This is a genomic window from Streptococcus gallolyticus subsp. gallolyticus DSM 16831 (assembly GCF_002000985.1).
Lineage (GTDB): Bacteria > Bacillota > Bacilli > Lactobacillales > Streptococcaceae > Streptococcus > Streptococcus gallolyticus.
The window spans coordinates 1,082,454-1,107,045 of the sequence record NZ_CP018822.1; the positions used below are offsets into that span (position 1 = coordinate 1,082,454).

A 24,592-nucleotide genomic window follows, 5' to 3' on the forward strand; every position below is an offset into this window, starting at 1 on the left:
ACTAAGAAAAATTTTGCTTAAAAGGGTGGAGAGTCATGGTTGAGTTTTGTAACTCTATGAGAAAACGGTTACAATATATTTAGATATAATTTCTAAAAGTTATTACCATTTTGTGGTGAAGAAATTTTCTAACAAGAATTTCGACAATTCATTCACTACAACAAAAACTTGCAAGTCGTTTTACCATCACGTAATTCTAAATAACATTCCTAAATGATTTCAGGAGTAGGTTTTAGTGCATCTATTTTACAGGTGAAACTTGGAAAATATCGTCACTCGTTTATACGAGTGCTTTTTATTTTTGTACAGGATATCAAGTATCTAACCATTTGTCACAAATTTTGTGACAAAGCTTGAGTGTAAAACGCTTACATCAAAGATTATAATGGACTCAAGAATAAAGGAGGAATCTCTGATGGAAAATAAAAGTTCATTGAAAGTGAGAGTTCAAAAGTTAGGGACTGCACTTTCCAACATGGTTATGCCCAATATCGGAGCATTTATAGCTTGGGGGATTATGGCGACTTTGTTCATTGATACGGGGTGGATTCCAAATCCTACGCTGAATGTCATGGTGTCGCCAATCTTAACGTATTTGTTACCTTTGCTGATTGGATACACGGCTGGTTATAACGTTTATGGACAACGTGGTGCTGTCGTTGGTGCAATAGCGACATTTGGTGCCATTGCTGGTTCATCAGTAACAATGTTTATTGGTGCCATGGTAATGGGACCATTAGGAGCTTGGTGCATTAAGAAATTTGATGAAAGATTCCAAGAAAAAATTCGTCCTGGTTTTGAAATGCTGGTTAATAATTTTTCAGCTGGAATTATCGGATTTATTCTTATCATCTTGGCATTCTTAGCTGTCGGACCAGTGGTTTCTAGTTTGACTGATGCTATTGGTGTTGGAGTTCAGGCTATCATCGATGCTAAATTGTTGCCAATCGCTAATATCCTTATCGAACCTGCGAAAGTGCTTTTCCTTAACAATGCACTTAACCACGGTATTTTCACACCTTTGGGAACTGAACAAGTAGCCGAAACTGGAAAATCTATTTTGTTCTTGCTAGAAACAAACCCAGGTCCAGGTCTTGGTATCTTGCTTGCTTATTCTATCTTTGGTAAAGGTTCAGCAAAATCTTCAGCACCTGGAGCAATTATCATTCATTTCTTGGGTGGGATTCATGAAATTTACTTCCCATACGTCATGATGAAACCAATGTTGTTCTTTGCAGCAATTGCTGGTGGTGTGACAGGAACATTTACTTTCCAACTTCTTGGAGCAGGTTTATCGGCAGCGGCTTCTCCAGGGTCTATCATCGCTATCTTGGCAATGACACCTCGTGGTGGTTACCTTCCAGTTCTTGCAGGTGTCTTAATGGCAACGATTGCGTCATTCCTTGTAGCTGCCATTATCCTTAGAACAGATAAATCAGAAGGTGATTCTCTTGAATCTGCTCAAGCTGCTACACAAGCTGCAAAAGCTGAATCAAAAGGTCAAGAAACTTCAACATCAGGTGATGTTAAAGCTGTCACTTCAGAAGAAGTTCAACAAATTATCTTTGCTTGTGACGCTGGTATGGGAAGTTCGGCTATGGGAGCTTCAATCTTACGTGACAAAGTTAAAAAAGCTGGACTTGATATTCCAGTATCTAACAAAGCAATTTCAAATCTAACTGATACTCCAAATACTTTAATTGTCACTCAAGAAGAATTAGCTGAACGTGCAGCGCAAAAAACACCAAGTGCAGTTCATGTGAGTGTTGATAATTTCTTAGCTACTCCAAAATATGATGAAATTGTTTCTGCGCTAAGTGGCGAATCTGCTGGTGTTCAACCTGTTAATCAAGAAGCTGCTGACGCTGCCAATACTGAAAGTAATGAAATTGACCTTAATCAAATTGACGAAGTTATCTTTGCTTACGGCAAAGCAAGAGGCTCAGTAACAATGGGTGAAGCAACCTTAAAAGCAATCTTTAAAAATAAATCAATCGGTATTCCAGTTGCAAAAGAAGCAAATGACCAACTCGGAAAATTCAATGCGAAGAATATTCTTATCGTATCAACGATTGCAAATCAAACAGAAGTACAAAAATATGCGCCAAATGCACAACTTTTGATAGTAGATAGTTTGGTAACAACTCCTGAATACGACAAAATGGTTGCTCGAATGTATAAATAATGATGAAAGTAGTCTTTAGTACATTATGCTATTAACAAAACGAGAAGAACAGTTGTTGAAAGCTTTCTTAGAATTTGGAAAGCTTTCAATTGATAATATTTCAGATATTTTAAAGGTGTCAAAACGTACGGTTTATCGTACAATTGCTGACTTAACAGATAGTCTAGCGATACTAGATGTTGACATTGTTAAAGAAGAGAACAAGTATCAATTATTGGGAAATTTGGAAAATCTTTCTGACTTTACAACGCAAGTTGCCTATACACGCAATGAACGTCTTAATTTGATTACTTATCAGCTTTTGATTAGTGATGAAGAAGTCACAAACGATGATTTACAAGAACAATTTGCGGTTAGCAATGTCACGATTATCCAAGATATTGCGGATATTGAAAAACGCCTAAAAGATTTTGATTTAATCTTAGAGAGAAAAAAAGGCTATTTTTTGAGTAGTCCAACTCACAATAAGCGGAGAGTTTTGGCAATATTGTTAACGAATAATATCAGTCTGCCAAATTTTTGGAAACATGACTACAATCACTTTACCATTGTTTCTTCTGAACAATTGAAACAAGCGACTGAAGTTTTTCAACGTTATCAAAAAGAACTTCCTGAATTTGATGCGAAGTTGACTCAATTTTTCATTATTTTACTAGCTTTGACAAATTGGGGGCAAGTTGAGTTGAGGTCAACACCTGTTACGAAAGTATCACTTGAATTCTCGCAGAAAGTTTTTGCTGATTTTTCACGCATGAGTGGGCAATTTTATAGCTTAAAAGAAATTCTTTATTATGCTGAGATGGTGGATGAATTAGCTGTCAAACGTCAAGAAACACCTCTATTTAATGAAAATTTTGACAGTGAATTCTTCTATAACGTTTCAAATCTCATCGATAAAGTTGCTCGTTATACTAAAATCAATTTTGCTAAAGATCAGGTTTTGTTTAAATTTCTATTTAACCATATTCGTTTAAATTTAGCTGTTCCGCTGATTTTTGAGGAATCAAATAGTACTTCAATTGCTCACCAGACGCTTCATAGCAACGAATACCTTCATCGAGTAGTGAGCTTATTAGTTAAAGAAATTTTTCCAGCTTACCTACAGAGTGAGCGAGAGTACGAGTTAATCACTTTGCATTTTGCTTCTAGTTTACGTCGTAGCCCAGATATTTACCCTATTTCGCTGTTATTGTTAACGGACGAACGCCCATTGGCTACGGAATTATTAGTGACAAGGATAAAGACCATTGCGCCTTTTGTTGAAACAATCCAAGTCAAAGCAAGTTCTCAGTATGATGCTAAGGACAAGGAATACTACGACAGCGTTTTATCAACCAAGGTTTTACGCGATGATGACATCAAGATGATTTCAATTTATCCAGATGCAAAAGAATTATTAACGTTACAAGAATACCTTCAAAATGTGCAGGCACATCGAGAAGTGAGAGTTCGTGAACAAATCATTCGGACACCGCAGTATGATTTTCAAAAATATTTGCTTGCCAGTCAAATGCTTCTCAGTCGTTTTGCCTATCAGCATATCGATAATCCAAAATCATTTGTCGAAACTGTGCCGACATTGATAGATAATATCGAGGGCATTACGGATAAGAATTACCTATCTCAAAAATTATTGCAACGTTTCAAGACAAGTCCAATGGCTATTCCAGAAACCAATCTTGCCTTGCTTCACACTTATTCAAGTAAGGTTACGAAAAGTTGTTTTGTTATTTTTGATTTGGAAAATCCTGTGCCAGCCATGTCCATGAATCACCAAGAAGAAGAAATTTCACGGGTGCTTGTCATGCTAACTCGTCTCAACGAGAGCGATGAAGTTAGAGATTTAATGACGGCTATTAGTCAATCTATTATCGAAAATCATTTGTACACAGAAATTTACAAAACGGGTAATAAGGATATTATCTATCAACTACTCAATCAAATTTTTACGGAAAAAATAAAGAAACTGGAGAATTAGACATGGATTTTCAAAAAGATTTAATCAAGTTAAATGAATCATTTGACACCAAAGAAGAAGCCATTCGGTATTGTGGCAGACTTTTGTTTCAAGGTGGTTATGTTCAAGAAGATTACATTGAAGCAATGATTCAACGTGACAATGACCTTTCTGTTTATATGGGGAATTTTATCGCTATTCCTCATGGAACAGATGAAGCTAAAGAGAAAGTCTTGGAATCAGGCATTACCGTTGTTCAAGTGCCAGATGGTGTGAATTTTGGGACTGAAGATAATCCGCAGATTGCAACGGTTCTGTTTGGAATTGCAGGAATTGGGAACGAACATTTGGAAATGATTCAAAAAATCTCAATTTTCTGTGCTGATGTTGATAACGTCGTCAAATTGGCAGATGCGCAATCAAAAGACGAGATTATTCGATTATTAAATAATGTGGAATAGACAGAGAGGGACGAAAAATGAAAAATGCAGTACATTTTGGTGCAGGAAATATAGGACGTGGTTTTATTGGTGATATTCTTTCAAAGAATAATGTTGCCATTACCTTTGTTGATGTTAATGAACGCGTGATTGACGAGCTTAACAAACGACATTCCTATGAAATCGAAGTCGCCGAGGAAGGGCAACCGCATATCGTTGTCAAAAATGTAAGCGGTGTCAATAATTCTAAAAATCCTGATGAGGTTATCAAGGCTATTGCCAGTGCGGATATTATCACGACCGCAATCGGTCCTAATATTCTGCCGTTTATTGCTGAGTTAATCGCAAAAGGAATTGAAGCTCGCAAAGCTGCTGGGAACAACACACCGATTGACGTTCTAGCTTGTGAAAATATGATTGGTGGTTCGCAATATTTGTACCAAGAAGTGAAGAAGTATTTATCAGCAGACGATTTGGTATTTGCTGAACAGTACGTTGGTTTTCCAAATGCAGCAGTAGATCGTATCGTACCAGCACAAACTCATGAAGATCCTCTTTTTGTTGTTGTAGAACCTTTCAATGAATGGGTAGTTGAAACAAGTCGTATGAAAAATCCAACCTTTAAACTAACTGGAGTTCATTACGAAAAAGACTTGGAACCATTTATTGAACGAAAACTTTTCTCAGTTAATTCAGGTCACGCAACGTCAGCTTATACAGGTGCATTTTATGGCGCTAAGACAATCTTAGAAGCTCTAAAAGATGATCGTGTCAAGGCTCAAGTTGAAGCTGTTCTTGGTGAGATTCGCAGTCTTCTCATTGCTAAGTGGAACTTTGACGAGCAGGCATTGATTGATTATCATAAAATTATCATCAGTCGGTTTGAAAATCCTTTTATCGTTGATGATGTCAATAGAGTAGCTAGAACACCGATTCGTAAACTTGGTTATGATGAACGTTTTATTCGTCCAATTCGTGAATTAAAAGAACGTCAGTTATCTTATCAAAATCTCCTTAAGACAATTGCTTTTGTTTTTAATTACAACGATTCAAACGATGAACAAAGTGTTCAATTGCAAGAACTTTTGGCGACAAAACCATTACCAGAAGTAGTTGCTGATGTGACAGGTTTAACAGACCAAGACTTGATTTCAGAGATTGTTGATAGCATCGAAAATCTATAACGACGATTTTAGAGGATAGGTTTTTGTTTGGAGGCATTTTGCCTCCTTTTTATATTGATTTCTAACCTCGCAAAGTCGGTTACCGTTGAATAATCTCTTGTCAAATAGCGATTTCTAGGGTAAAATGGGTAATGTAACTTTTTGAAGTCGGAAATAAAAGTTATAGCTATTTTTGATAAGGAGAAATGATGTCTTTACCAAATTGTCCACAATGTAACTCTGAGTATGTTTACGAAGATGGTTTATTACTAGTTTGCCCAGAGTGCGCTTATGAATGGAATCCAAGCGATTCAGTTGAAGAAGAAGGCTTGGTTGTTCTTGATAGCAACGGTACACGTCTTGCTGACGGAGATAGCGTTACTATCGTGAAAAATCTAAAAGTAAAAGGTGCACCAAAAGACCTTAAACAAGGTACTCGTGTGAAAAACATTCGTCTTGTTGAAGGTGACCACAACATTGATTGTAAAATTGATGGTTTTGGCGCAATGAAATTAAAATCAGAGTTTGTAAAAAAATTGTAATGATTGAAAGCTAGACGAGATGTCTAGTTTTTTAGTTTGATGCCGATTTTTGGAAAAAATTTTAAGCAGAGACTAGTCAGCAAATGTCTGTTATTTTTATACTTTTTATGTAAAAATATTCTCAGATATATTCAAACCGTCTGAAATTTTGGTATAATAGAAGCAAATTCTATTTAGGAGATCACATGTCATATATTTTACAAGTTCTGCCAAGCTTGTTAGATGGCGCTAAGGTAACTTTGCAAGTTTTCTGTATTGTTATTGTTTTGTCAATACCGTTTGGTGCTGTCTTGGCTTTTTTGATGCAGATTAAATTCAAACCATTACAATGGTTGTTGACGTTATATGTTTGGATTATGCGTGGAACACCATTGTTATTACAATTAATTTTCTTCTACTACGTGTTGCCGAGTGTTGGTGTTGTAATGGATCGCTTGCCAGCAGCTATTTTAGCGTTCACGTTGAATTACGCAGCTTATTTTGCAGAAATTTTTCGCGGAGGTATTGCAGCCATTCCTAAAGGGCAATACGAAGCAGCTAAGGTTTTAAAACTAAATCAACTCCAAACGATTCATTATATTATCTTACCGCAAGTGTTCAAGATTGTTTTACCAAGTGTTTTCAATGAAATTATTAATCTTGTTAAAGATTCATCATTGGTTTACGTTCTTGGTGTGGGCGATTTGTTGCTTGCAAGTAAAACCGCAGCCAATCGTGATGCCACATTAGCACCGATGTTTGTTGCTGGAGCAATTTACCTATTGATGATTGGTGTGGTGACACTGATTTCAAAACAAACTGAGAAAAAATTTAATTACTATAAATAAGAGGTGACCAGATGTTAGAATTAAAAAATATTTCCAAACAATTTGGTCAAAAGAAGATTTTTGATCATTTTAATTTGACGATTGAAGATGGCAAAATTTTATCTCTCGTTGGTCCTTCAGGTGGCGGAAAGACAACCCTGCTACGTATGCTTGCTGGACTTGAAAAAATTGATTCTGGGGAAATCATTTACAATGGCGAAGTTGTTCCTATCGACCATTTAGAGACGCTTAATTTACTTGGTTTTGTTTTCCAAGATTTTCAGCTTTTCCCTCATTTATCTGTTTTAGATAATTTGACCTTATCACCTGTAAAAACAATGGGCATGACAAAAGAAGCAGCTAAAGAAAAAGCGGTTACCTTGCTTCAACGCCTTGGTCTTGGTGAACACGCTGACGCTTATCCGTATTCGTTGTCAGGTGGTCAAAAACAACGTGTGGCTCTGGCGCGTGCCATGATGATTGACCCACAAATTATTGGTTATGATGAGCCAACATCAGCACTTGACCCAGAATTGCGTCAAGAAGTTGAAAAGTTGATTTTACAAAATCGCGAAGCTGGCATGACTCAAATCGTTGTTACCCACGATTTACAGTTTGCAGAAAGCATTTCAGATCATATTTTAAAAATTAATCCAAAATAAAGAAAGTCTTACTAGGTGAGTTTATGAAATTCAAAAAAGTTCTTGTGGGCGCTTTGGCGCTTGTATCAACACTAACTTTGGCAGCTTGTAGTTCTTCATCATCTAAAAAAGCTACTAGCACTGACCAATGGGACACTTATGTTAAAAACGGTGAAATTACTATCGGTTTTGATAATACATTCGTTCCCATGGGGTACGAGGATGAGGACGGAAGCAATGTCGGTTTTGATATTGATTTGGCAAATGCCGTCTTTAAAGAATATGGTATTACCGTCAAATGGCAATCAATTAACTGGGATATGAAAGAAACCGAGTTGAATAACGGAACCATTGATTTAATTTGGAACGGTTATTCAATCACAGATGAGCGTGCAGAAAAAGTCCTTTTCACAAACCCATACATGGTTAACGAGCAAGTCTTGGTAACTAAAAAATCATCAGGTATTACAAGCTTTGCTGACATGAAAGATAAAGTGCTTGGTGCACAGTCAGGGTCATCTGGTTACGATGCGTTCACATCAAATCCAGAAGTGTTGAAGGACATTGTTTCTGGTGGCGATGCGACACAATACGAAACCTTCACACAAGCACTTATCGATTTGAAAAATGACCGTATTGACGGTTTGTTGATTGATAAAGTTTATGCTAATTACTACCTTGAACAAGAAGGTGAACTTGATAACTACAATATCATTTCAAGTGAATTTGACGGTGAAGACTTTGCCGTTGGTGCTCGTAAAGCCGATAAAACACTTGTTAAGAAAATCAATCAAGCTTTTAAGAAATTGTATCAAGATGGTACATTCCAAGAAATTTCAAACAAATGGTTTGGTGAAGATGTCGCAACAGACGACGTTAAAAACTAAACGAAAATAGTAAAACTCTGAGGTTAGCCTCAGAGTTTTTGTTTATTATGATTTTGATAGATTTCTTGTTTAGTCAAAAGACTAGAAGAGCATATTTAGTCTTTTGCTTCAATATTAGAGTTATCGCTAATTGGGGTAATCTGGTGAAAAATAAGGTGCCATTCTTCTTTACGACGCCAAATGCTAGTGTGTGATTTATGACCAAGCGTATAAGTGATGAGTTTTGTTTTTTGGCTTATTGATGTCATTTGAAAATCATCAAAATTGCTCATGCAATGTTTTTTACGGGAAATCATTTCCTCTTTTGAATAAGTTTTTCCGTCATCATCAATAAGTGTAAAATTATCAGCTAGCAGGTCTTCGTAGTCTGGAATTTTAGAAAGAATGATTTTTTCGTCTTTATAAAGTTTTTTATAAACATTTTCCCAAATTTCATCTTCGGGAATAGCAGCAGGTTCAACGTGAACGTCGGTATCATACACCGAAAATTTCTGACTGAGCAATGTTTCAATCTGTTCGGTAATTTCATGACTTTCATAAACAGAAAGATCTGGATTCATTTCGACGACAATATCAAGGTAAATATTGCTTCCATATGAACGCCCACGTTGAGATTTAACAGCAGTTACTTTAGGAATTTTTAAAATGGCTTCCTTGTATTTTTTAAGCTCTTTTTCATCAAATCCGTCTGATAAGCTAAAGGCGCTTTCCATAAAGATGTCATAAGCTGTTTTCAAGATAAAATAGGTAATGACAATAGCAGCAAGTCTATCAATGATAACAAGATTGAAAGAAGCAGCAACAATAGCAACAGACGTACCAATAGAAGTGACCGCATCAGAAAGATTATCCTTTGCAGCAGCAACCAGAGCACTCGATTTCACTTTTTGCGATAGGCGTTTATTGTGAACATAAACACCGTACATAATAATGGCTGAAATGACACCGACGATAGCCCCCTCTGGGTCAATGGCTGTGCGGCTTCCAGAAATGATTTTCTGAATTGTTTGAGACAGCACTTGGAAACCAACGATAAACATGATAAAGGATGTAATCAAACTCGCTAAATCTTCAATTTTCCAATGCCCAAAACGATGTTCGGCATCCGCTGGCTTACTGGCTAAATGAAGCCCGATTAGCAGAGCGACATTTCCCAAAATATCAGACAAGTTGTTAAAACCATCGGCAATAAGCGATGATGAATTAAGCGTGTAACCTGCAATTAGCTTGGCGGCAGAAATCGTAAGATAGGCAATGATGCTTACTATTGGACCACGTTTAGCTAACCGAAGATTCTCAGCTGGTGTTGGCATAAGCAATAACTCCTTTGAAAACGATAGTTATATCATAAAATCAATAATCGTTAAAATAAATATTACTCTCTATTATACCATTAGTTTAAGCTTGTCACAAAGAAAATATGATAAAATCAACTATTTAGCGACGATAGCAAATTAAAAATCTGGAATGAATTCCAGATTTTTAATCAATGATTATCAAAATAATGTTTTGTTTCTTTAATAATAATTGGTGAAAGTGCTAGTAAGGCAATCAAATTCGGAATTGCCATAAGCCCATTAACAATATCAGCGATAACCCAAATTGTTTCTAGGCTGATGTAGCCACCCAAAGCAACCATAGCAATAAAGACAATACGATAAACCGGGATAGCTTTGACACCAAATAAGAACTCAAAACAACGTTCCCCATAGTAGCACCAACCAAGAATCGTTGTGAAGGCAAATAAAATCAAGCTAATAGTTAAGGCATAAACACCGAAGTTTCCAAAGACAGATGAAAATGCTGATTGCGTGAGCGTTGCCCCATTCAAATTACTTGACCAGCCACCAGTAACGATAATAGAAAGACCTGTTAAAGTACAAATAATAATGGTATCAATAAATGTTCCTGTCATAGAGACAAGCCCTTGTTCAACAGGTTCTTCCGTTTTAGCAGCAGCAGCGGCGATAGGTGCAGAACCAAGTCCAGATTCATTAGAGAAGATACCACGTGCAATCCCTGCTTGAATAGCTGTGACAACTGTTGCACCAGCAAAACCACCCGTAGCAGCTTTTCCAGTAAATGCTGAACGTATAACTAATCCTAAACCTGGAATAATATGCTCAAAATGGAAGGCTAGGATTGTAAGGGTTGCTAAGATGTAAATAATTGCCATGAAAGGAACAATTTTTTCAGCTACCTTAGAGATAGATTGAATACCACCAAAGATGATAATACTAACTAGCACAGCTAAAACAAGACTGATTACTTTAGGCGACCAACCAACGGTATTGTTAAGAGAATCTGTAATAGAATTAACTTGTGTAAATGTCCCAGAACCAAAAAGTGCCACCATAACACCAAAGATAGAAAAAGCAATAGCGAGTGGTTTCCAATGTTTGCCCATTCCGTTTACGATGTAGTGCATTGGTCCGCCTGCGATGTCTCCGTTGGCATCTCTGGTACGGTATTTAATGGCAAGAACACCTTCGGCATATTTGGTTGCCATACCGAAGAAAGCAGCCATCCACATCCAAAATAACGCCCCAGGTCCACCTAACTTAATGGCAGTTGCGACTCCGACGATATTCCCAGTTCCGACGGTTGCTGCGAGAGCTGTTGCAAGAGCCGCAAAGCTTGAAATGTCTCCTTGACCTTTAGCCTCAGCTGAAAAGATGAGTTTCAAGGCTTTTGGAAGTCGGAAAATCTGCAACAGACCTAAACGAGTAGAAAGGTAAATCCCCGTTCCAACAAGAAGAACAAGAAGTGGCGGTCCCCAGACAAGGCTGTCCAAAGACGATAGAAAATCATACATAAGTAAAAACTCCTAATAATCATAGCACTTAAATCACTGGTTAAAAGATAAAACCAATTTTTTAACTATTAACCACTAAATGAGTACTAGCTATTTTTCGTATTTTCAGAAAAAATAGAATAATTTCAACTTATTTATTATATAGAGAGAAACGCCGTTTGTCAAATTGTCATCTGAAAAGTCTATATCAATAAAGGATAGAAAAGGCTTGGTTAAGGGATTTTACAAATCTTTGTCAGAACATAATCATCAAAAAGTTGAGCAAAAGAAAAAGACTTCCTATTTACCCAATAAATTCAGTTATCATAGGCTAAAAATGCATTTATTTGGTAAATTATCGTGATAATAGTGGTATAGTATCATATTTCAAGAACATAGTAATAGAAAACGCCTACATTTCTGGGTATAATACAAGAGTAAATCAATGTATGAGGTGACTATATATGACAAAACAATTTCCAGAAGGATTTTTGTGGGGCGGTGCAACAGCTGCCAATCAATTTGAAGGCGCTTGGAATGTTGACGGACGTGGTCCAGCAACATCGGATACAGCGCGTGCCGTTGCTCCAGAAGAACGCAAATCAATGGGAAGTGAATTTAATTCACCAATGACTCGTGCTAAATTGGATGCAGCTTTGAATGATAAAGAAGGGCTTTATCCAAAACGTTGGGGGTCTGATTTTTATCATCGTTATAAAGAAGATATTGCCCTTTATGCCGAAATGGGCTTCAAGACGTTTCGTCTTTCTATTGCATGGTCACGTATTTTTCCAAATGGTGATGATGCGACACCGAATGAAGCTGGGTTAGCTTTTTATGATAAGGTTTTTGATGAGCTTAATAAATACGGCATCGAGCCACTGGTTACTTTATCTCACTATGAATTTCCAATCCATTTGGTAACAGAATACGGTGGCTGGCAAAATCGTAAAGTGATTGATTTCTTTGTTCGTTATGCTGAAACGGTCTTTAATCGTTACAAAGATAAGGTCAAATATTGGTTGACATTCAATGAAATTAATATTATTGGTATGACTGGTTATTTATCAGGTGGGCTCTTGTTTGAAGATGGTAAATTGAACCTCCAAGATATGTATCAAGCAGCTCATCATCAGTTTGTAGCATCAAGTTTGGCAACAAAAATCGGTCACGAGATTAATCCTGATTTCAAGATTGGGTGTATGTTAGCGCGTATGCAAGCCTATCCTGCGACCTGCAATCCAGAAGACGTCATGGAAGAAATCAAAAAAGACCATGAAAATCTATTCTTCTCTGATGTTCAAGTTCGCGGAAAATACCCAGCATATGCCAAACGTTTCTTTAAAGAAAATAATATCGAATTAGAAATCGCAGACGGTGACCTTGAAATTCTTGAAAAATATCCTGTTGACTTCATGTCATTCTCATATTATATGAGTTCAATTGCTCGTAAGCAAAAAACGGGCGACCAAACAGCAGGAAATCTTATCCTAAGCGAACCAAATCCATATCTTGAAGCTTCTGACTGGGGTTGGCAAATCGACCCTGTCGGACTTCGTATCACGCTTAACAATCTTTATGACCGTTACCAAGTACCGCTTATGGTTGTTGAAAATGGTCTAGGTGCTCTTGATACAGTAGAAGAAGACGGTTCGATTCACGACCAATACCGTATTGATTATCTCCAATCACACGTCAAACAAATGTATGAAGCCATTGAGGACGGTGTTGATTTGATGGGATACACTTGGTGGGGTTGTACAGACCTTGTTTCGGCGTCAACTTCTGAAATGTCAAAACGCTATGGTTTTGTTTACGTTGATGCTGACGACCAAGGAAACGGTAGCTTTGACCGCTCACGTAAAGACTCATTCTTCTTTTATAAAGATTTGATTGCAACACGTGGCGCTAATATTTTAAATGATTAATGATAATAAACTCAGTTGGGCTTTTTCAGCTGAGTTTCTTTGCTAGGAAGGAAAATGATATAAATGGCAACAAAATTGTATTTGATGCGCCATGGCGAGACCTTATTTAATACACAAGGGCGGGTGCAGGGAGCTTGCGATTCGCCTCTAACAGATTTAGGTATTCAGCAAGCTCTTCTTGCCAAAGATTATTTTAATGAAAATAGCATTTGGTTTGATAGTGTTTATTCTTCAACGCAAGAACGAGCGACAGATACTGCTAAATTGGTGTCTGGTCAATCACAAGTCACTCAATTAAAAGGCATCAAAGAGATGAACTTTGGTGAGTTTGAAGCACAGCCTGAATTTCTTTTGCCAAAATTTAGAGCAGGTGCTAATTCGTTTGAAGATTTGTTGGTGCCTTTTGGTGGCGAGGACATTGTAACAGTTGGTAAGCGGGGGTTGGACAGCATTCTTGAAGTGCTGGCAAATGATAATCATGCTGATAACATTTTAATGGTTAGCCATGGAGCAACGATGTGGGGTGTTTGTCTGCAGCTCGGTATTCAATTTCCAGAGGGAGTTGGCTTTTCAAATTGTGCTATTTGTGAGTTCCAATATCATCAAGAACAGTTAGAGTTGCAAAAACTGATTTTACCAACCAAGGCATTTAAGACATATTCATTTGAAGGGGAGTAAAAATGATTAAAACTTTTTATGTGATGCGACATGCTCAAACGCGCTTTAATCTTCAAGGACGTATCCAAGGAGCTTGTGATTCTCCCTTGACTGAACTGGGAATTGAGCAAGCAAAGTCTGCTAGACAACATTTTAAAGAAGAGGGCATTACGTTTACACGTGTCTATTCTTCGACGCAGGAACGTGCTTGTGATACTGCTGAATTAGCAACGGGGCGCACAGATTATATTCGTTTGAAAGGACTAAAAGAAATGGATTTTGGTTCTTACGAAGCACACCAAGAATACCTCAATCCACCTTTACACCGTGAAGATGGTTCAGGTTACCGTGATTATTTTGTGGCTTATGGTGGCGAATCCAATGTTCAAGTTTATGAACGAATGGCTAAGACTATTCGTGAGGTTTTAGAGCAAAGTAGTGATGAAGACCAGCTCTTATTTGTCAGTCATGGTGCGGCAATAACTCAGTTTTACCGTCATGCTACGCTGAATCCGCCAGTTCCTAAGAAACGTCTGGCAAACTGTGCCATTTTCAAAATGACTTATGATGGTAAGGATATTATGGTGCAATCAATCTATAATCCAACAGAAAAAGAGTACATTTTTGAAAGGGAAGAGAATGACTAAGACACTCTACTTAATGCGTCATGGAGAAACCTTGTTTAATCAACTTGGGTTGATTCAAGGCTGGTGCGATTCACCCTTGACGAGAAATGGCAAACAGCAAGCTCAAGCAGCGCGTGATTATTTTCATGCTCATCACATTACTTTTGATAAGCTTTATTGTTCGACAGCAGAACGTTGTTCTGATACTTTGGAAATTGTGAGCGGACGTGCAGATTATACACGGCTCAAAGGTTTGAAAGAATTTAATTTTGGTCGAATGGAAGGAAAGCCAGAGTATTTACATCCGAATCGTGAACCTAATCAAAAGGGACATGGCGATTTCTACCTAAAATATGACGGTGAAAGTGAAACGCAGGTGAAAAAACGGGTTAGTGATACTGTTTTTCGTTTAGTGTCGCAAGCAGACGATGATGCAACGATTTTAGCAGTCAGCCACGCAGGCGCAATCATGAGCTTTTTTAGCGCTTTAGAATTAGATAATCATCCTGAATTGCATTTTTCAAATTGTTGCATATTTAATTATAGTATCACGGATAGCACTTATGATTTAATCAAAATCATTGACCCCGTTAGTGGGCAAATTTATGATAAATAGTATTGTTAGCCAAGAATAGCAAAAAGCAGGTTAAAAGAAGTAGATATTTCGGTTTTTCGATAAATTTTGATATGATATAATGAAAGCAACTGAAAATTAGGAGCTGTTATGAAATTCGAGAAAAAACAAGTCTATTATGTTGTACTTGCCTTTGTCCTTTGTTATGCTATCCAAGCTTATTGGAGTAATGGTGCGTCGATTGTCGGAACGATTTATAAGGCAAGCTTCCCCTTTTTAATTGGTGCTGGAATTGCCTATATTGTCAACATTGTCATGAGCTTATATGAAATGCTCTACACGCGCGTTATCAAAAATAGAGTGCTTTTGAAGGCCAAACGTGCAATTTCGATGATTTTGGCATACTTGACCTTTATTTTATTGATTAGCTGGCTCTTTTCGATTGTCCTGCCTGATTTGATTTCAAGTATTAATTCCTTACTGAAGATTGATACGACTGGCATTGCTAATTTTATTAAAGAAGTGAGTGATAATAAGGCTATCAAAGAACTGTTTGATTATTTTGGAAATTCATCTGATATTACCTCAACTCTTTCAGATTATAGTCAGCAAATTTTAAATCAAGTGCTGTCCGTTTTAACAGGGGTTTTGACGTCGGTTAGTACGATTGCTTCAACTGTTTTAAATGTCTTTGTTAGCTTAGTCTTTTCAATTTATGTTTTGGCAAGCAAAGAACAATTGGGGCGTCAGTTTAATCTTTTGATTGATACCTATCTTGGCAAATACGCCGAAAAAGTTCACTATGTCCTAGACATTTTGCACCAACGTTTTCACGGTTTCTTTGTTGGTCAAACGCTAGAAGCGATGATTTTGGGGAGCTTGACAGCAGCAGGAATGTTTCTGTTTAGTTTTCCCTATGCGGCAACAATTGGTATTTTGGTTGCATTTACGGCACTAATTCCTGTTATTGGTGCTTATATCGGAGCGACCATTGGTTTTATCTTAATTGCCACACAATCTGTTTCACAAGCGTTTCTCTTTTTAATTTACTTGATTGTTTTACAACAATTTGAAGGGAATGTCATTTATCCGCGTGTCGTTGGTGGTTCAATTGGATTACCAGGTATGTGGGTCTTAATGGCAATCACAATCGGTGGTGCTTTATGGGGTATCCTTGGAATGTTAGTAGCTGTACCTTTGGCAGCAAGTCTTTATCAAATCATTAAAGACAACGTTGCTAAGCGCCAACAAGCAAACTTAGATAACTGAGATAATATGGATACAATCAATTTACTCTTTTCAATCGATGATGGCTATGTTTCGCAATTTATGGTCACGCTATATTCGATTTATCAAAATAGTAGCAATCATAACCTAGCCGTTTATGTTTTACAAAAGCAATTGTTAAAAAAGAATGATGACATTTCGGAATTCTGTCAAAAACTAGGTGTCCGTTATACGCCTGTTGTGATTGGTGAGGAAGCATTTGAAGATGCTCCAACAACAGATCGTTACCCTGAGACCATTTATTATCGCCTTTTGGCTCATGAATATTTGCCAAAGGAATTGGACAAGATTTTATATGTTGATGCGGATATTTTGTGTTTGAATGATGTTGTTCCCTTATATAAGCTGAATTTAGGGGATAAACTATATGCCGCTGCTAGCCATACGTCAGATGGCAATATTTCAGAACTCGTTAATAAACTGCGTTTAGGGAATTTTGAGGCAGAAGGGTATTTTAATTCTGGTGTCCTTTTGATGAACTTGGATGCCATTCGCCAGTCGGTGCACCGACAAGACATTTTAGATTATATTGAGCAAAATAATCATCTCTTGTTGTTGCCAGACCAAGACATCTTGAATGCCTTATATGGGCATCAAACCTTGCAAATTCCTGACCAGATTTATAATTACGATGCGCGATATAATGTTCTTTATTATAGTAGAAGTTCTGGCAAATGGAATTTAAATTGGGTTATTGAACATACGGTGTTCTTGCATTTTTGCGGACGAGATAAGCCATGGAAAAAAGATTACCGCGGACGTTACAGCGCTCTTTATAAACACTATCAGCACCGCGCATTACGTTTAAAAAATAAGAAAAATCATTAAAAAAGTACCTCGACTTACGAATAAATAAGTGGAGGTACTTTTTATTATGTATGCAATTGAAATGAAAGCAGATGCTATGTTGCCACGAGAACGCTTGAGAGATTTGGGGGCAGAGCACCTTAGCAATCAGGAACTATTATCTATTTTATTACGAACAGGAACAAAAACAACCCCAGTTTTGGAAGTTGCCAATCAAATCTTGAAAAATCTAGATAGCTTAGCTGATTTTCAACACCTATCCCTGCAAGAATTGCAACAAATCAACGGTATTGGTTATGTTAAATCAATTGAAATCAAAGCAATGATTGAACTAGCAAAGCGCATTAGCAAGGCTGAATATGTCCAAAAAGAACGCATTATGAGCAGCGAACGCCTAGCACGTAAAATGATGTTAGAATTGAGCGACCAAAAACAAGAGCACTTGGTGGCTATTTATCTGGATACGCAAAATCGAATTATTGAACAACGAACGATTTTTATCGGTTCTGTTCGCCGTTCGATTGCTGAACCACGTGAAATTCTCTATTATGCATGCAAAAATATGGCAACATCAGTTATTATTGTCCATAATCATCCGTCAGGCTCCCCAGAGCCAAGCGAGAACGACCTGCAATTTACCCAAAAAATGAAACGCGCTTGTGAAGATATTGGTATTATTTGCCTTGACCATATCGTCATTGGAAAATACCAATATTACAGCTTCCGAGAAGAAACAGATGTTTTGTAATGTCGTTCACTTTGAATTTCTAACGAGAAAGCAGCAGAAGAAAGTCATTCATAAAATATATTCTAAAAAATAAATGGTAAGCAACAAAAAAGATACTTTCACTTAGTGGAAAGTATCAAGAATGTTGTTTTTGAAGCTAACTTGATAGCCTAATTATTTTGATTGGATTGATTCATGAAATATAGTAAGGTTTGCAACTCACTTGTTAAATCAACGTATTGAACGATGATACCTTTTGGAACATTGAGGTGAACAGGAGAGAAGCTCAAAATACCATGAATACCAGCATCAACCAAGACATCCGCAACTTCTTGAGCTTTTGAACTTGGAACAGTTAAAATAGCTGTTTCAATGCCAGCTTCTTGCGCGTGTTTTTTTAGTGATGAGATACCATAGATTGGAATGCCATCTGATGTTTCATGTCCCACCATTTCATTATCGTCAGTATCAAAAGCCATAGCAATTTGCATTTTATTACGATCGTGGAAACGATAGTGAAGCAAAGCTCGTCCAATATTTCCGCAACCAACAAGAAGAACATTTGTCGTTGAATGGTCATTTAAAATGTCAGCAAAGAAATTCATCAATTTTTTGACATCATAGCCGAATCCTCGACGCCCTAGTTCGCCGAAATATGAAAAATCTCGACGTACGGTTGCAGAATCAATTCCCATAGCATCTGCAATTTGTTTAGAACTCGCTTTTTCGACATTATCTGTATTGAATCGCTTGAAAATACGATAATAAAGTGAGAGTCGTTTAGCTGTTGCTTTAGGAATAGATTTCTCAGTAGTCACAATACCATCTCCCTTTTACTTGTTAACACTATTGTATCAAAAAGTTTGTGAAAACAGAAACAAATTTAACGAAATAAGCTAAAAAAACGACTTAAACTAACAAAAAATGTTAGATATTAAGTCGTTTTTAGTGTTTAAAAGGTTATTAAACACGTTTTTTTGTGAAAATATCACGTTCCACAAGACTATCCATTAAGAAATAAAATTTTTCTTGAAGGATTTTATTGTCCTCAGATTTGAAGATATTGACAAAACGCAGACCAGATTTATCAGTAATGCTGAGTTTAAAACCTGTCAAATCTTTGTTAATCGTAATTTTCAATGGGAAACCATCACCAGAATTAGGCACTTTTTCCAACAAGCGTGTTAATTCGTAGTTTCCGATACGATTTTGTGAAAATGTGGTATCACGAAGCGTGTATTTTTTGATGTTATCGCTAATAGCATAGCTATAAAGACAGTTTTCTAAAGTAATTTCTTTTTCAAATGCCATCTTATTTTCCTACAATTTCTATTAATTTTTGAGCGAGTTGTTGGACTTCGCTGATTGTATTAAGCTCTGAAAAGCTAATGCGAATAGATTCTGTTAAACGTGGAGAATCGTCACCATAAATGCTAGACAAAACATGACTTGGATCGACTGTTCCAGCAGTACAAGCAGAACCTGTTGAAACGGCAAAACCTGCTAAATCAAGTTGCGTTAAAAGAATACCGTTGTTTTGATTTGGAAAACCGATGTTAAGAACGTGAGGCATGTTATGTTGGCTACCATTGATATAATAATCCAAATCAGAAATGCCATCAAGGAATGCTTGACGAAGTTCTTGAACGTGTTGATAATTTTCATCTTTATGAGCAATGGCGTCAGACAAAGCTTGGGCTAAACCGGCAATACCAATCATATTTTCCGTACTAGCACGGCGTTTCTCTTCTTGTTCGCCACCATGAAGCAAGTTATCAAAATGCTGTGGTGTTGAGTAGAGAATACCGACACCTTTTGGTCCATGGAATTTATGAGCAGAAGCTGAAAGAAAATCAGCTTTGATTTCTTCAGGAAAGACATCAATTTTTCCGACGGCTTGAACGGCATCAACATGGAATGCGGCTTGATGGTCTTGAAGAAGTTCTCCAATTTCTTTAACAGGAAGAAGATCACCAGTTTCGTTATTGGCAAACATGATGCTAACCAAAATAGTATCATCACGTAAAGCGTCAGCAACTTGTTGCGCAGAAATATGACCATTTTCAGGCTTCAGATAGGTCACTTCAAAACCAAAGCGTTTTTCCAAGTATTCCATGGTGTGAAGCACAGAATGATGCTCGATAGCAGTAGTGATGAGGTGTTTTCCTTTAGCTTGATTAGCAAGGGCGTAACCTTTGATAGCAGTATTGTTGCTTTCGGTTGCACCAGATGTAAAGATAATGCGGCGTGGGTCAGTCTTTAAGGCTGAGGCAATCATTTGGCGGCTCGAGCGTAGGCGCTGGTTGGCTTGACGTCCAATGCCATGAATACTTGAGGGGTTACCAAAATCGTTGACCATGATTTCTGTCATTGCATCAATAACAGAAGGTGTGAGAGGGGTAGTAGCAGCATTATCGAGATATATCATATATTAGTTAGTCCTTTGTAGCGTTATATGAGAATAATGGGCTGAGTGGTGATTTTTCGTGGATACGAATAATCGCGTCAGCAATTAATTTGCTTGCTGAAAGATATTTAATATTTTTTGGCAAGCGTTCTTTAGTAGCGACAGAGTCAGTTACTAAAATTTCTTTAATAGGAGCTGTATCAAGGCTTTCGGCAGCACCGCCAGCAAACAAACCGTGACTTGCTACGGCATAGATTTCTGTTGCGCCATCGCGTTCTACGATTTTAGCAGCTTCAGCAAATGTTTTACCTGTGTTCAAAATGTCATCGATAAGGATAGCTTTTTTACCAGCAACTTCACCGATGATATAACCTTCTTCGCGGTGAGAATCATCTTCTGCATAGTCGATGATTGCGATTGGTGAATCAAGGTATTGCGCTAAGCTACGAGCACGTTTGATACCAGAGTTTTTAGGGCTAACAACGACAACGTCTTCACCTTTTAGTCCTAATTCACAGTAGTATTTAGCAAAAAGTGGAACAGTAAAGAGGTTATCAACTGGAACATCAAAGAATCCTTGAACTTGAACAGCGTGAAGGTCAAGAGTCAATAGACGATCCACGCCAGCTTTAACTAACATGTTAGCAACAAGTTTTGCAGTAATTGGTTCACGTGATGCAGCGATACGGTCTTGACGTGAGTAACCAAAATAAGGGATAACCACGTTAACTGTGCTTGCACTAGCACGTTTACAAGCATCAACCATAATCAAAAGTTCCCAAAGGTTGTCATTAACAGGGTAGCTAGTAGATTGGATGATGTAAATATCATCTCCACGAACTGTTTCTTCGATGTTAATCATGATTTCGCCGTCTGAAAACTTACGTGTTGACACTTTTCCAAGTGGGACACCAACTGTGTCCGCAATCTTTTGTGCAATCTCTACGTTAGAAGAAAGAGAAAAAAGCTTGAATTGTTTGTCGGCGTAATGTTCTGCCATGATATAAATAAACTCCTTTAAAATTAATACTTATATTCTATCAAAAAAAATGAAATAATTCAGCACTTTCTCATGAAAAAGCGCCTTAAATTCGTTTTAGGGTCGCGCTGAATCGAGCGACTTTACTTTTAGCGTACTTGAAATCGATAGCGTGTTCGGCTAAGAAGTTGTCAAAATCTTTCTTGCCTTGTTCGGCATTTTCAACTTCTAATTCAAGTTCGTAGTCTTTAATACCAGCGTATTGGTTGCTATCAAGTGCCATTAAACCAATTTTAGTCATGGTTTCACGGCGTGTTGTTGTAAGGCTGCCAAAGTTTTTAAGACTTGAGAGTTTAACCCCGTTTTCTTCGATAAGTTTTAGAAAATCAACATCTGGAAATTCTCCAGATTTGATGGTTTCTTTAGCATCTGCAACACTCAAATTATAGTTATATTCTAAGTTGCCAACTTCTTTTGGAATTTTTAGTGTTATTTCTGCACGGTTGGGCAAGGTTCTAATACGTAATGACATACGATTAGCCTTCATATCAAAGTTTTCTGAGTCGAAGTAGTAGTTTGTCTGTGTGACTGGTGCTACGTGTGAAAACTGATTATTGAGACGATTAAATTCGTCTTTAGTGAGTAAGGTTTTGTACTCAATTTCAAGGTGTGTCATAAATAAATTTCCTTTTTTTCACCATTAGATTTATGGTATAATTAGTTTATTATATTAATTCTATACAAAAGTCAATTTTTTGACAAGGATTGGTCATGTCTTTCGTGACAGGTCCATTAGGAAGGAAATGTGATGGACTGGGAAAAATTTTTAGATCCTTACATACAGACAGTTGGGGAGTTGAAGATTAAATTACGTGGTATTCGTAAGCAGTTTCGTAAGCAAAATCGCCATTCTCCGATTGAATTTGTAACTGGTCGTGTAAAATCAGTTGAAAGTATCAAGGAAAAAATGGAACTTCGGGGAATTAAACCTGAAAATATTGCACAGGATTTGCAAGATATTGCAGGTGTTCGTGTCATGGTTCAATTCGTAGATGACGTTGATGAAGTTCTAGCTCTTTTGCGTGGCCGTCACGACATGACAATTGTTCAAGAACGTGATTATATCAATAACATGAAAGCAAGTGGCTATCGTTCTTATCATGTTATTGTAGAGTATCCAGTAGATACGATAGATGGTCAAAAGACGGTCTTGGCTGAGATTCAAATTCGAACATTAGCCATGAATTTCTGGGCGACAATTGAGCATTCATTGAATTATAAGTACAAGGGTGAATTTCCAGATGAAATCAAGAAACGCCTTGAAACGACAGCGAAAATTGCGCTTGAATTGGATGAAGAAATGAGAAAGATTCGTGAGGATATTAGAGAAGCACAGCTTTTATTTGATCCCGCAAGTCGAAAATTAAGTGATGGTGTAGGAAATAGCGATGACACAGACGAATATTACAGATAAAGTGACACGAGTAGCTATCGTGGCAAACGGAAAATACCAAAGTAGGCGAGTTGCTTCAAAACTTTTTGCGACCTTCAAGGAGGACAAGCGATTTTATCTATCTAAGAAAGATCCTGATATTGTCATTTCTATCGGCGGTGATGGTATGTTGTTATCAGCGTTTCACATGTATGAAAAAAATCTTGATAAAGTGCGCTTTGTCGGAATTCATACAGGACACCTTGGCTTCTATACGGATTATCGTGATTTTGAAGTTGAAAAATTAATCGAAAATTTGCATGCTGATAAGGGACGTAAGGTTTCTTATCCTATTTTGAGGGCAAAAATTACCTTGGACGATGGGCGTGTGGTTAAAGCGCGTGCGTTGAATGAAGTAGCCATTAAACGTATTGAAAAAACGATGGTTGCGGATGTTGTTATTGATAAAGTGAAACTAGAACGTTTCCGTGGTGACGGTCTTTCTGTATCGACACCAACAGGAAGTACAGGTTATAATAAATCATTAGGTGGTGCGATTTTGCATCCGACAATGGAAGCCCTGCAGCTGGCGGAAATTTCTAGTTTGAATAATCGTGTCTATCGCACGCTAGGGTCTTCAGTGATTGTTCCTAAAAAAGATAAAATTGAGATTATTCCTAAACGTCAAGGCGTTTACACGATTTCAATCGATAATAAAACGATGCATTACAAAAATGTGTCTAAAATTGAATATTGCATTGACAATAAAAAAATTAGTTTTGTGGCGACACCGTTCCATACAAGTTTCTGGGAACGCGTAACAGATGCCTTTATAGGAGAGTTGGAGTCGTGAGATTTGATTTTGTTGCTGATCGACAGACAAAAGTAAAAACATTTTTAAAAGGTCATGATGTTTCAAAAGGATTATTAGCCAAAGTTAAGTTCAAAGGCGGGAATATATGGGTAAATGGTGTTGAACAAAATGCCATTTATTTATTGAACGTTGGTGATATTGTTACCATTGAAATTCCTGACGAAGAAGAACATGAGACGTTAGTTCCTGTCAAACATGACCTTAATATTGCTTACGAAGATGAGCATTTTTTGATTATCAATAAACCGCATGGCTATGCTAGTATTCCAAGCGTTTTGCATTCCAATACGATTGCTAATTTTGTGAAACATTATTATCTAGAGCAAAATTATCCCAATAAACAGGTGCATATTGTGACACGTTTGGATAAGGATACGAGCGGATTGATGCTGTTTGCCAAACATGGCTATGCACACGCTAGATTAGATAAGCAACTGCAAAATAAAACCATTGAAAAACGGTATTATGCTTTGGTTTCTGGCAAAGGTGAATTAGCAGATAAAGGTGAAATTATTGCACCGATTGCTCGTTCAGATGATAGTATCATCACACGTTGTGTGCATCCGTCTGGCAAATACGCCCACACGAGCTATGAAGTTGTGGCGCGTTTTGGTGAGGTAGCTTTGGTAGATATTCGTCTCCATACGGGACGTACCCACCAGATTCGTGTGCATTTTTCGCATATTGGCTTTCCATTGCTGGGAGATGATATGTATGGCGGAAGCATGGATTATGGCATTACACGTCAAGCCTTGCATTGCCATTACCTTCGCTTTGTAAACCCATACACAAACGAAGAGATAATTCAGACCACAAACTTGACAGATGATTTTGATAGCGTTATCATGGAACTACAACAAAATTAGATAGAAGGTTAAA

General features: G+C 37.3%; 25 protein-coding genes. 18 read left to right on the plus strand and 7 right to left on the minus strand.

Going from position 1 to position 24,592, the window contains the following annotated elements; genetic code table 11:
- Nucleotides 1-415: 415 nt before the first annotated feature.
- The 8 genes from BTR42_RS05580 (at nucleotide 416) to BTR42_RS05615 (ending at nucleotide 8,621) form a co-directional block, all read left to right on the plus strand.
- Nucleotides 416-2,185, plus strand: a complete 1,770-nt coding sequence (locus BTR42_RS05580) for a PTS mannitol transporter subunit IIBC (protein ID WP_064592916.1) — start codon at nucleotides 416-418, stop codon at nucleotides 2,183-2,185.
- A gap of 25 nt (nucleotides 2,186-2,210) precedes the next feature.
- Nucleotides 2,211-4,163, plus strand: coding sequence for a BglG family transcription antiterminator (locus tag BTR42_RS05585; protein ID WP_077496752.1), 1,953 nt, complete (start codon nucleotides 2,211-2,213; stop codon nucleotides 4,161-4,163).
- A 2-nt stretch (nucleotides 4,164-4,165) separates the two neighbouring features.
- Nucleotides 4,166-4,603, plus strand: a complete 438-nt coding sequence (locus tag BTR42_RS05590; protein ID WP_077496754.1) for a PTS mannitol transporter subunit IIA — start codon at nucleotides 4,166-4,168, stop codon at nucleotides 4,601-4,603.
- Nucleotides 4,604-4,620: 17 nt separating this feature from the next.
- On the plus strand, nucleotides 4,621-5,766 hold the full coding sequence (locus BTR42_RS05595; protein WP_077496756.1) for a mannitol-1-phosphate 5-dehydrogenase: 1,146 nt from the start codon (nucleotides 4,621-4,623) through the stop codon (nucleotides 5,764-5,766).
- 188 nt (nucleotides 5,767-5,954) lie between these two features.
- Complete coding sequence (locus BTR42_RS05600; RefSeq protein ID WP_009854100.1) at nucleotides 5,955-6,287, plus strand: zinc ribbon domain-containing protein YjdM; 333 nt, start codon at nucleotides 5,955-5,957, stop codon at nucleotides 6,285-6,287.
- 185 nt (nucleotides 6,288-6,472) lie between these two features.
- Nucleotides 6,473-7,114, plus strand: a complete 642-nt coding sequence (locus tag BTR42_RS05605; RefSeq protein ID WP_009854101.1) for an amino acid ABC transporter permease — start codon at nucleotides 6,473-6,475, stop codon at nucleotides 7,112-7,114.
- An 11-nt stretch (nucleotides 7,115-7,125) separates the two neighbouring features.
- Nucleotides 7,126-7,755, plus strand: coding sequence for an amino acid ABC transporter ATP-binding protein (locus BTR42_RS05610; RefSeq protein WP_012961915.1), 630 nt, complete (start codon nucleotides 7,126-7,128; stop codon nucleotides 7,753-7,755).
- Nucleotides 7,756-7,778: 23 nt separating this feature from the next.
- Complete coding sequence (locus BTR42_RS05615; protein WP_009854103.1) at nucleotides 7,779-8,621, plus strand: amino acid ABC transporter substrate-binding protein; 843 nt, start codon at nucleotides 7,779-7,781, stop codon at nucleotides 8,619-8,621.
- A 95-nt stretch (nucleotides 8,622-8,716) separates the two neighbouring features.
- Here the strand turns inward: BTR42_RS05615 and BTR42_RS05620 are convergent, their stop codons facing one another.
- Both BTR42_RS05620 and BTR42_RS05625 read right to left on the minus strand, forming a co-directional pair.
- Nucleotides 8,717-9,934, minus strand: coding sequence for a cation diffusion facilitator family transporter (locus BTR42_RS05620; protein WP_077496758.1), 1,218 nt, complete (start codon nucleotides 9,932-9,934; stop codon nucleotides 8,717-8,719).
- Nucleotides 9,935-10,107: 173 nt separating this feature from the next.
- Nucleotides 10,108-11,436 (minus strand): alanine/glycine:cation symporter family protein, encoded by a 1,329-nt coding sequence (locus BTR42_RS05625; RefSeq protein ID WP_077496760.1) that lies wholly within the window; start codon nucleotides 11,434-11,436, stop codon nucleotides 10,108-10,110.
- A 443-nt stretch (nucleotides 11,437-11,879) separates the two neighbouring features.
- Between BTR42_RS05625 and BTR42_RS05630 the strand changes: the two genes are divergently transcribed.
- The 7 genes from BTR42_RS05630 (at nucleotide 11,880) to radC (ending at nucleotide 18,042) form a co-directional block, all read left to right on the plus strand.
- Nucleotides 11,880-13,343 (plus strand): glycoside hydrolase family 1 protein, encoded by a 1,464-nt coding sequence (locus BTR42_RS05630; protein WP_077496762.1) that lies wholly within the window; start codon nucleotides 11,880-11,882, stop codon nucleotides 13,341-13,343.
- A 63-nt stretch (nucleotides 13,344-13,406) separates the two neighbouring features.
- On the plus strand, nucleotides 13,407-14,021 hold the full coding sequence (locus tag BTR42_RS05635; RefSeq protein ID WP_012961919.1) for a histidine phosphatase family protein: 615 nt from the start codon (nucleotides 13,407-13,409) through the stop codon (nucleotides 14,019-14,021).
- Nucleotides 14,022-14,023: 2 nt separating this feature from the next.
- Complete coding sequence (locus tag BTR42_RS05640; RefSeq protein WP_077496764.1) at nucleotides 14,024-14,647, plus strand: histidine phosphatase family protein; 624 nt, start codon at nucleotides 14,024-14,026, stop codon at nucleotides 14,645-14,647.
- The gene (locus BTR42_RS05645) at nucleotides 14,640-15,242 is read left to right on the plus strand and encodes a histidine phosphatase family protein (RefSeq protein ID WP_077496766.1); all 603 of its coding nucleotides are present in this window, start codon (nucleotides 14,640-14,642) and stop codon (nucleotides 15,240-15,242) included. The genes BTR42_RS05640 and BTR42_RS05645 overlap by 8 nt, the downstream gene beginning before the upstream one ends.
- 108 nt (nucleotides 15,243-15,350) lie before the next feature.
- Entirely contained in the window at nucleotides 15,351-16,469 is a 1,119-nt protein-coding gene (locus BTR42_RS05650; protein ID WP_012961922.1) for an AI-2E family transporter, read from the plus strand.
- 6 nt (nucleotides 16,470-16,475) lie between these two features.
- Nucleotides 16,476-17,315, plus strand: coding sequence for a glycosyltransferase family 8 protein (locus tag BTR42_RS05655; protein ID WP_077496768.1), 840 nt, complete (start codon nucleotides 16,476-16,478; stop codon nucleotides 17,313-17,315).
- 46 nt (nucleotides 17,316-17,361) lie between these two features.
- Nucleotides 17,362-18,042 carry a RadC family protein gene (gene radC / locus BTR42_RS05660; protein WP_012961923.1) on the plus strand — a complete coding sequence of 227 codons (681 nt, stop codon included), beginning with the start codon at nucleotides 17,362-17,364 and terminating at the stop codon, nucleotides 18,040-18,042.
- A gap of 149 nt (nucleotides 18,043-18,191) precedes the next feature.
- Here the strand turns inward: radC and BTR42_RS05665 are convergent, their stop codons facing one another.
- The 5 genes from BTR42_RS05665 to BTR42_RS05685 form a co-directional block, all read right to left on the minus strand.
- Nucleotides 18,192-18,839 carry a redox-sensing transcriptional repressor Rex gene (locus tag BTR42_RS05665; protein ID WP_009854114.1) on the minus strand — a complete coding sequence of 216 codons (648 nt, stop codon included), beginning with the start codon at nucleotides 18,837-18,839 and terminating at the stop codon, nucleotides 18,192-18,194.
- A 145-nt stretch (nucleotides 18,840-18,984) separates the two neighbouring features.
- The gene (locus BTR42_RS05670) at nucleotides 18,985-19,332 is read right to left on the minus strand and encodes a DUF1831 domain-containing protein (protein WP_003064609.1); all 348 of its coding nucleotides are present in this window, start codon (nucleotides 19,330-19,332) and stop codon (nucleotides 18,985-18,987) included.
- 1 nt (nucleotide 19,333) lies between these two features.
- Entirely contained in the window at nucleotides 19,334-20,449 is a 1,116-nt protein-coding gene (locus tag BTR42_RS05675) for a cysteine desulfurase family protein (protein WP_077496770.1), read from the minus strand.
- A 7-nt stretch (nucleotides 20,450-20,456) separates the two neighbouring features.
- Entirely contained in the window at nucleotides 20,457-21,428 is a 972-nt protein-coding gene (locus tag BTR42_RS05680) for a ribose-phosphate diphosphokinase (protein ID WP_009854116.1), read from the minus strand.
- 85 nt (nucleotides 21,429-21,513) lie between these two features.
- Entirely contained in the window at nucleotides 21,514-22,083 is a 570-nt protein-coding gene (locus tag BTR42_RS05685; protein ID WP_077496772.1) for a CYTH domain-containing protein, read from the minus strand.
- 132 nt (nucleotides 22,084-22,215) lie between these two features.
- Between BTR42_RS05685 and yjbM the strand changes: the two genes are divergently transcribed.
- From yjbM to BTR42_RS05700, 3 genes are read left to right on the plus strand one after another with little or no spacing between them, the layout of a single operon-like run.
- Nucleotides 22,216-22,881, plus strand: coding sequence for a GTP diphosphokinase (gene yjbM, locus BTR42_RS05690; protein ID WP_003064613.1), 666 nt, complete (start codon nucleotides 22,216-22,218; stop codon nucleotides 22,879-22,881).
- Entirely contained in the window at nucleotides 22,856-23,692 is an 837-nt protein-coding gene (locus tag BTR42_RS05695; RefSeq protein ID WP_009854118.1) for an NAD kinase, read from the plus strand. Before yjbM ends, BTR42_RS05695 begins: the two co-directional genes overlap by 26 nt.
- Complete coding sequence (locus tag BTR42_RS05700; protein ID WP_077496774.1) at nucleotides 23,689-24,579, plus strand: RluA family pseudouridine synthase; 891 nt, start codon at nucleotides 23,689-23,691, stop codon at nucleotides 24,577-24,579. Before BTR42_RS05695 ends, BTR42_RS05700 begins: the two co-directional genes overlap by 4 nt.
- Nucleotides 24,580-24,592: the final 13 nt, after the last annotated feature.